The organism is Delftia sp. ZNC0008 (genome assembly GCF_000799035.1).
Lineage (GTDB): Bacteria > Pseudomonadota > Gammaproteobacteria > Burkholderiales > Burkholderiaceae_C > Comamonas > Comamonas tsuruhatensis.
The window spans coordinates 1-5574 of the sequence record NZ_JTKZ01000948.1 but is presented as its reverse complement, the minus strand read 5'-3'; the positions used below and the strand labels follow the sequence as shown (position 1 = coordinate 5574).

Genomic DNA, 5574 nt, shown 5'->3' with positions numbered 1-5574 from the left:
GTGGTGCGCCGTCTGCACCCGGTGCGCCATTTGCGGGGGGTGCGCCATTTGCACCCGGTGCGGCATTTGCACCCGTCCCACGCTTACGCTTCGCGGGCGCTGCAGCCGGGTTGAAGTTGGCCGGCGTGATGGTGTAGCTGGTGCTCGAGTTGATGCGGTATTCCCGGAACACCACGCCCACGGTCTGCAGCCATGCTATGGCATCCTGCACCGCACGTTCAGACAGGCAGGTGCGCTTCGCAATCGTCGCAACGCCGGGCCAGCACACACCGTCATCATTGGCCTGGTCAGCCAGGGAAATCAGCACAGCCTTCTGGGCGGGGGACATTGCCAGCGGCCAGCAGGCCGCCATGATCATCGTGCTCATTGCTGCGCACCCTCCTGCGCCAGGCGGGCCTGGTGCTGGCCCCACAGGCCGGCTACCCAGTTCACCCCCAAGGGCGTGAACTTCGTGGTGTTGAAGGCATGCTCGTTGGCCTGGGCCACACCCGTCTTCACGACAAAGCGGCCGGCATCGATGTGGCACTGGTGCGCAGTCCACTCGCCGCCCAGGCGGTACATGATCTTTTCGTCCTGCAGCCAGGCCCGGAATGCGTGCTCGTTCGCGCCCAGCAGCTTGGCCACCTGACGGAAGCCCTTCGCGCCGTTGGCGGCCACGTAGCGATCCACGTATTCGGCCTTGGGCGCGGCCAGTGCCAGGGCGGCCTGCTGCTGCTCGATCTGCTCGGCTTGTTCAGCGGCCAAGCGCAGCGCCTGAGACATCGTGCGCGGCACCGCTGGCGCGGCCTGAGCCTCCAGCTCCTGCCACCGCTTCACCACCTTCATGCGCGCCACGGCGTCGTAGCCCAGCAGCAGGGTCAGGCAGGTGTCCTTGTCGATCAAGAACTCCTCGTAGCTCTGTCCGTTTTGGGGGTGTATCCAGTTCTGGATAGACCCCTTGAACATGGGGCCCAGTTGATCCTTCAGGGCCCGCAGGTCTCGCATGACGTGGAAATGCTCTTTCCCTGTCTCTTCAGCGATCTGGCGGCTGCTCATCATCAGCACGGCTGCGGAAATTGCTGTGATCGCGTTCATTGGGCATGCCCTCCGAATTCGGGGCTACCAAAAGGCCCTATGAGCTTGGCCAGCGCCTGGGTACGCTGCGCGTCATGGTTCACTTTCTCCACCACCATCTGCCGATAGGTCTTGCCGTAGACCAGGGCGTACACGCAGTCGCGCAGCACCATCGATGTGTCCGTGGCCTGCTGGCCGCAGTGGCGCAGGAACAGGTCGGCCGTGGCCTCGTCCACCTTGGTGCGCAGCGGGATGTCCAGTTTGCCCAGGGGACCGGCAACGCCGCGCGCGAACATGGGCCCGCCAGCGTCTTCGTCCAGTTGGTCCTGGACACGGGCCAGGACGCGCTCGGCCTGCTCGGCGTCGAGGTCAGCCAGGATCACCTGGATCGCCCTGAATGCAGCCGCTTCAGCCCGGCTCAGCTTTTCGTGGGTGTCACGCATGCGGGACTACTCCTAGGAATGAATGAGAGGGATTGGCAGCAGGCATGGGAGGATGGGAATCCCACCCACCTACCCCTGCTGCTCGCCGCCGGTGTCGCGGCCAATCGAGAACAGGCGCGCGGCCTCTTCACGGGTCAGGCGCAGCTCGGCGAAGCCCACCTTGATGACGATGCGGTCCTCAAGGTCGGTGATGGAGATGGCGCGCCGGCACAACGAGGAAGGTGCATCGGGGAACTCGGAGAAGCTCCATGTGACCTCGCCCTCTGCAGCCCCGATGTGCTTTTCCTGCGCCTCGTAGGTGCCCAGCACAGCAGGAGTCACCGGCGCGGACCCCGCCGTCTGCAAGGCTTCGTAGTAGGTGATTTCAGACTCCCAGCGCTGCAGAGCTGTATTGCGGTGGCGCTGCAGGGCGCTGTGCAGGCGCTGCTGGTGCGGCAGCGGGCCGGGACGCTTGACAGTGCGAGCCTTATGCATGGCCCTGCTCCTGTGCGGCGGGCTGTGCAAGCTCGGGCCAGATGTCCTGCCAGTCGTTGGGGCGGAGGTCTCGGCGGGAGACCGTCCCGCTGGAGAGCGCTTCGATCCTGGGGCTAAGCGCCTTCGGAACAGGACGCCGCCTCTTGATCCACTGGTTCACAGTGGGCGCGGATACCTGTAAGGCACGAGCCAGGGCAGCTTGGCTGCCGACAAGGTCGACAACCGCCTGCACCGCAAGTCCGGGGTGTGAGTACGTCATACCCCATGATAAGGCTCTGCCTAATTTTGATCAATAGGCATTGCCTACGCACACCCACACATGGAACATTAGGCAATGCTTACTGGTGAAAAATTAGGCCAAGCCATCGCTGAAGCCATCGAACTGAAGGGCGTCTCCAAGAAGGAGGTGGCCGAGCACTTTGAGGTAAGGCCCCCATCCATCCAAGACTGGGTGAATCGCGGGACCATCAGCAAGGACAAGCTCCCTAAGCTCTGGAGCTACTTCGCAGACGTGGTCCAGCCAGCGCACTGGGGGCTGCCCGATTACCCGCCAGGGACTACCGCCGACAACTCAAAACATGGGGAGAACGTGATCCAGGTCATTGATGACACCCCGCCTCCTGGCTACGTCCGCCTGCAGCATCTGTCTGTCCGGCCGTCGATGGGTCCGGGCTCGCACATGGATGAGGCCGTGCAGATCGTCCGCCACCTCGATGTCTTGGAAAGCTGGGTCCGCAAGAAGATCGGGACCGTCAACCCTGAGCGCATCAAGATCATGACGGGCAACGGCCACAGCATGAAACCAACTATTCAAGATGAAGACTTGGTATTTGTAGATATGGGACAGCGGACCATTGACGCACAGGGAATTTACGTCATCGATGTTTACAACCGCCTCTTGTTAAAGAAAGCCCTAATACTTTCTGACGGCACCCTGGTCCTTCGCAGTGACAACATCGTGGACTATCCCGACGAGGAGCGAATTGATCTTCGTAAGGCATCTGAGTGCATCAACATTGCCGGCAAGGTGTTGGCGTGGTGGACTATGAAGCATTGAATGCACGCCCCCCAACCTGAAACCGAGAGCCCGCCATGAGCGGGCTTTTTCATGGCCGCCGACTCTCGGACTGCGCCCTATGTAACAAATTACTGTACATGCATACAGCCATGATGCATACTAGAACTGTGTTTTTAACCAGCACCAAGGATGCACATGACCACGACCGCCCTCAGCTCGTTCCGCGTAACCCTTCAAGACTGCGTGGGCATTGAACACGACATCAAGGCCAAGGCCGAAGCGCGCTTCGCCAAGGTGATTGAACGCAGCTTCCCCACCCATGAGGCCATGACACGGGCCTACAAGCTCTTCAACGATGCGGCCGAGGGCGGCGTAATCGGGAAGGCCAACGAGCCAGTGGCGCTCTCCTGGCAGAAAGCCTATGAGGCAGCCCAGCAAGCCGGACTCCAGGGGATCGCTGTGGAGGAGGCCTACTTTGAAGTCCGTCTGCACTGAGCGCATCGGCAGTGCATCAAAAATAATAAGGCAACGCCTATTGCAAGAAATTAGGCATCGCCTTATTATCGCCCTCAACGTACCTGACCACCGCACATGCGGACCGGTTGGGGAGTTGGGCACCACGGCATCGACCGGGATGGCCCCCGGTCTTTAACAAGAGAGCTTGAGTACAGATTGGTTGAGGCGGCCGCTGACGGCGCGTGAGAAGTTCAGCGGGAAGCGGGCTGGATCGCTCCAGCCCGCCCCACTCGGTCACAGCATCAACAGGAATGCGACGAACGCCAGGATGACCCGAAGGCACTTGGCGACATCGACATTGATGCTCACACGCACAGAAGTCTTCATTTGGATTGCTCCGGTGAAGACCCGTGGCCACGGGTCAAGAACCCGCTTTGCACTTGTTACGCGCCCTTGCTGGCGCGGCCAGTTGCTTACCGCGAATAGGCTTCTGGCATCGGCTTGGTGAAAGGGGGCGATGCTCTTATCGCCGAGCAGGCGGGACATCCATCCCATACCACCCCAAGTCACCGCACCTTATGCGCCTTACCAGGGCGCAGTGGGGAGCGGTATCTCCCCGCAGCAAGTATCTCAGATGGCCGCCTCATCCAATCTGCACTCAGCTCTCGCACTGCACGCCGATGTTGCTTGCCCCACCCGAGGGGCATTCGTCCGGCGCAATGGCGCTCCTGGGCATGGGCCAGGTCAGCGCGCCGCGTCTCCGCGCGGTTGCCAGTCCGTCAAAGCACGGTTCACGGCATAGGGAAGGAACTGCGGCCGGCATGCCCTGTAGAGAGTAGGCGGGAGGCTGTGAAGGGTGCGCGCCAGCGCATTTGAAGCCGACGATGGAACACCGCCCTGGCATTCCGGTGATGAACGCAGTGAGATGACACCACGGAGCGAATAAACGGTGCGGCATGTTGATGCCGCGCAGCTGCTACCAGATGCAGCAGCCCCTGGCTTCGGCCAGGGCCATCACAGATAGGGAATGCGCGGGCGACGCGCGGGGAATGGAGGCAACCGGAGCGACAGACTTCCTAGGCCGTACCCGCGAGGGCTAGGCGGCTGCCATGAAAAACAGCGCTCGCTTCTGTGCCGGGATCGCATCCGGCCCTTATCTGTGATGGCCAATCGTGACAGGCATTTGCCCGCCTGCAAGCGGTGAGAGTCCGCCAAACCGTCAATAGAAGGAAAGCCGGGGCGAATACGGCCGGCCATCAACCCATACCCTGGCCACGGGGTCGCAGAGGCTTAGCAGGCCGCAGCAGGTGGAAGCCCTGCACCTTTTACTCTCCGTTCACATTTGCCCGGCCGTGGGCAGAGTATCGTGGACGCAATCAGTTTCCACGCCGAGCCTGGGCATCCTCCTCCCTCCCTCTCTACTTCCCAGGCGCGCCTTTCAAGGCATCGGCACTTTCCATCAAGGCCCTGCAGCTTCACCAGTTGCAGGGCCTTTTTGTTTCGTGGGTCGCCTTGTGCGGCATTTGGCCCGCCCTGCAGCAATGAGGGGCGGGCGCTTTTTTTGGAATCCACCATGAGATCCAGATTCACCCGGCTGCGCGGCGATCGCGGCCAAGCCGCCTATGAGCCGCGCTCACTTGCCGAATGGAAAGAAGAAGAGCGCCTGTTGGCAGAGGCTGCAGCCCAGCGCCGACAGCAGCAAGCCACAAACCCCACGAATCCGCCTCCTGGCGGATTTGTTGTTTCCGGAGAGCCCAAATGCAACGAGTGATCCCCTCCGAGCCCTTCAATCCCGATCCCGATGCGCGCTTCCTTCGCGAGGCCTCGCGTCCTGGCCCTGTTTCCGAGCCGGGCCCAGCGCCCACGCATGGTGGCTGGCTGCTGCTGTGCCTTGTCCTGCTGGTGGCCCTGGCTCTCAGCGCATGTGCCGATGCTGGCGCGGCCCAGGACCCCGTGCCCAGCGCAGCGGACGTGCAGCGCGCACACAGTGCCGCCCAGGCCTGCCCGCCCGGTCATGCAGTCGTGTGGACCGGCCCGCAATCGATGGAATGCCTACGCGAGTTCCCATGACCAAACTCCTCGGCTTTTTCCTCTGGTCGGCCTTCTCGGCCGCCGGTTTTGCTGCTGCGG

Annotated in this window: 10 protein-coding genes; 4 read left to right on the top strand and 6 right to left on the bottom strand. The window is 62.1% G+C overall.

From position 1 onward, the window contains the following. The 5 genes from L995_RS30575 to L995_RS30555 all read right to left on the bottom strand — a co-directional run. A partial coding sequence (locus L995_RS30575) for a helix-turn-helix domain-containing protein (protein WP_047475216.1) occupies nucleotides 1–367 on the bottom strand: 367 nt, incomplete at its 3' end. After that, nucleotides 364–1074, bottom strand: coding sequence for a phage antirepressor KilAC domain-containing protein (locus L995_RS30570; RefSeq protein ID WP_047475214.1), 711 nt, complete (start codon nucleotides 1072–1074; stop codon nucleotides 364–366). The genes L995_RS30570 and L995_RS30575, both read right to left, overlap by 4 nt. After that, nucleotides 1071–1496: a hypothetical protein gene (locus L995_RS30565; protein WP_047475211.1), complete on the bottom strand. Its 426-nt coding sequence runs from the start codon at nucleotides 1494–1496 to the stop codon at nucleotides 1071–1073. The genes L995_RS30570 and L995_RS30565 overlap by 4 nt, the downstream gene beginning before the upstream one ends. Before the next feature lie 69 nt (nucleotides 1497–1565). After that, nucleotides 1566–1970 (bottom strand): hypothetical protein, encoded by a 405-nt coding sequence (locus L995_RS30560; protein ID WP_047475209.1) that lies wholly within the window; start codon nucleotides 1968–1970, stop codon nucleotides 1566–1568. Then, entirely contained in the window at nucleotides 1963–2229 is a 267-nt protein-coding gene (locus L995_RS30555) for a transcriptional regulator (RefSeq protein ID WP_047475207.1), read from the bottom strand. Before L995_RS30555 ends, L995_RS30560 begins: the two co-directional genes overlap by 8 nt. 75 nt (nucleotides 2230–2304) lie before the next feature. Here L995_RS30555 and L995_RS34770 point away from each other — a divergent pair, with 75 nt between their 5' ends. Together L995_RS34770 and L995_RS30545 are read left to right on the top strand one after the other, a co-directional pair. Beyond that, complete coding sequence (locus tag L995_RS34770; protein ID WP_052195900.1) at nucleotides 2305–3027, top strand: S24 family peptidase; 723 nt, start codon at nucleotides 2305–2307, stop codon at nucleotides 3025–3027. 156 nt (nucleotides 3028–3183) lie between these two features. Next, nucleotides 3184–3483 (top strand): hypothetical protein, encoded by a 300-nt coding sequence (locus L995_RS30545; RefSeq protein WP_047475219.1) that lies wholly within the window; start codon nucleotides 3184–3186, stop codon nucleotides 3481–3483. A 255-nt stretch (nucleotides 3484–3738) separates the two neighbouring features. Here L995_RS30545 and L995_RS30540 read toward each other — a convergent pair whose 3' ends face one another. Beyond that, nucleotides 3739–3990, bottom strand: a complete 252-nt coding sequence (locus tag L995_RS30540) for a hypothetical protein (RefSeq protein WP_128422749.1) — start codon at nucleotides 3988–3990, stop codon at nucleotides 3739–3741. A 1027-nt stretch (nucleotides 3991–5017) separates the two neighbouring features. Between L995_RS30540 and L995_RS33605 the strand changes: the two genes are divergently transcribed. Together L995_RS33605 and L995_RS30535 are read left to right on the top strand one after the other, a co-directional pair. Continuing rightward, nucleotides 5018–5215 (top strand): hypothetical protein, encoded by a 198-nt coding sequence (locus L995_RS33605; RefSeq protein WP_133073514.1) that lies wholly within the window; start codon nucleotides 5018–5020, stop codon nucleotides 5213–5215. After that, the gene (locus tag L995_RS30535) at nucleotides 5203–5514 is read left to right on the top strand and encodes a hypothetical protein (protein WP_047475203.1); all 312 of its coding nucleotides are present in this window, start codon (nucleotides 5203–5205) and stop codon (nucleotides 5512–5514) included. The genes L995_RS33605 and L995_RS30535 overlap by 13 nt, the downstream gene beginning before the upstream one ends. The last annotated feature ends 60 nt before the right edge of the window (nucleotides 5515–5574 follow it).

Bases quoted from the DNA above. Each gene is read 5' to 3' on its own strand.
- L995_RS30570 (WP_047475214.1), bottom strand. From the start codon at position 1,074: ATGAACGCGATCACAGCAATTTCCGCAGCCGTGCTGATGATGAGCAGC.
- L995_RS30565 (WP_047475211.1), bottom strand. From the start codon at position 1,496: ATGCGTGACACCCACGAAAAGCTGAGCCGGGCTGAAGCGGCTGCATTC.
- L995_RS30560 (WP_047475209.1), bottom strand. From the start codon at position 1,970: ATGCATAAGGCTCGCACTGTCAAGCGTCCCGGCCCGCTGCCGCACCAG.
- L995_RS30555 (WP_047475207.1), bottom strand. From the start codon at position 2,229: ATGACGTACTCACACCCCGGACTTGCGGTGCAGGCGGTTGTCGACCTT.
- L995_RS34770 (WP_052195900.1), top strand. From the start codon at position 2,305: ATGCTTACTGGTGAAAAATTAGGCCAAGCCATCGCTGAAGCCATCGAA.
- L995_RS30545 (WP_047475219.1), top strand. From the start codon at position 3,184: ATGACCACGACCGCCCTCAGCTCGTTCCGCGTAACCCTTCAAGACTGC.
- L995_RS30540 (WP_128422749.1), bottom strand. From the start codon at position 3,990: ATGTCCCGCCTGCTCGGCGATAAGAGCATCGCCCCCTTTCACCAAGCC.
- L995_RS33605 (WP_133073514.1), top strand. From the start codon at position 5,018: ATGAGATCCAGATTCACCCGGCTGCGCGGCGATCGCGGCCAAGCCGCC.
- L995_RS30535 (WP_047475203.1), top strand. From the start codon at position 5,203: ATGCAACGAGTGATCCCCTCCGAGCCCTTCAATCCCGATCCCGATGCG.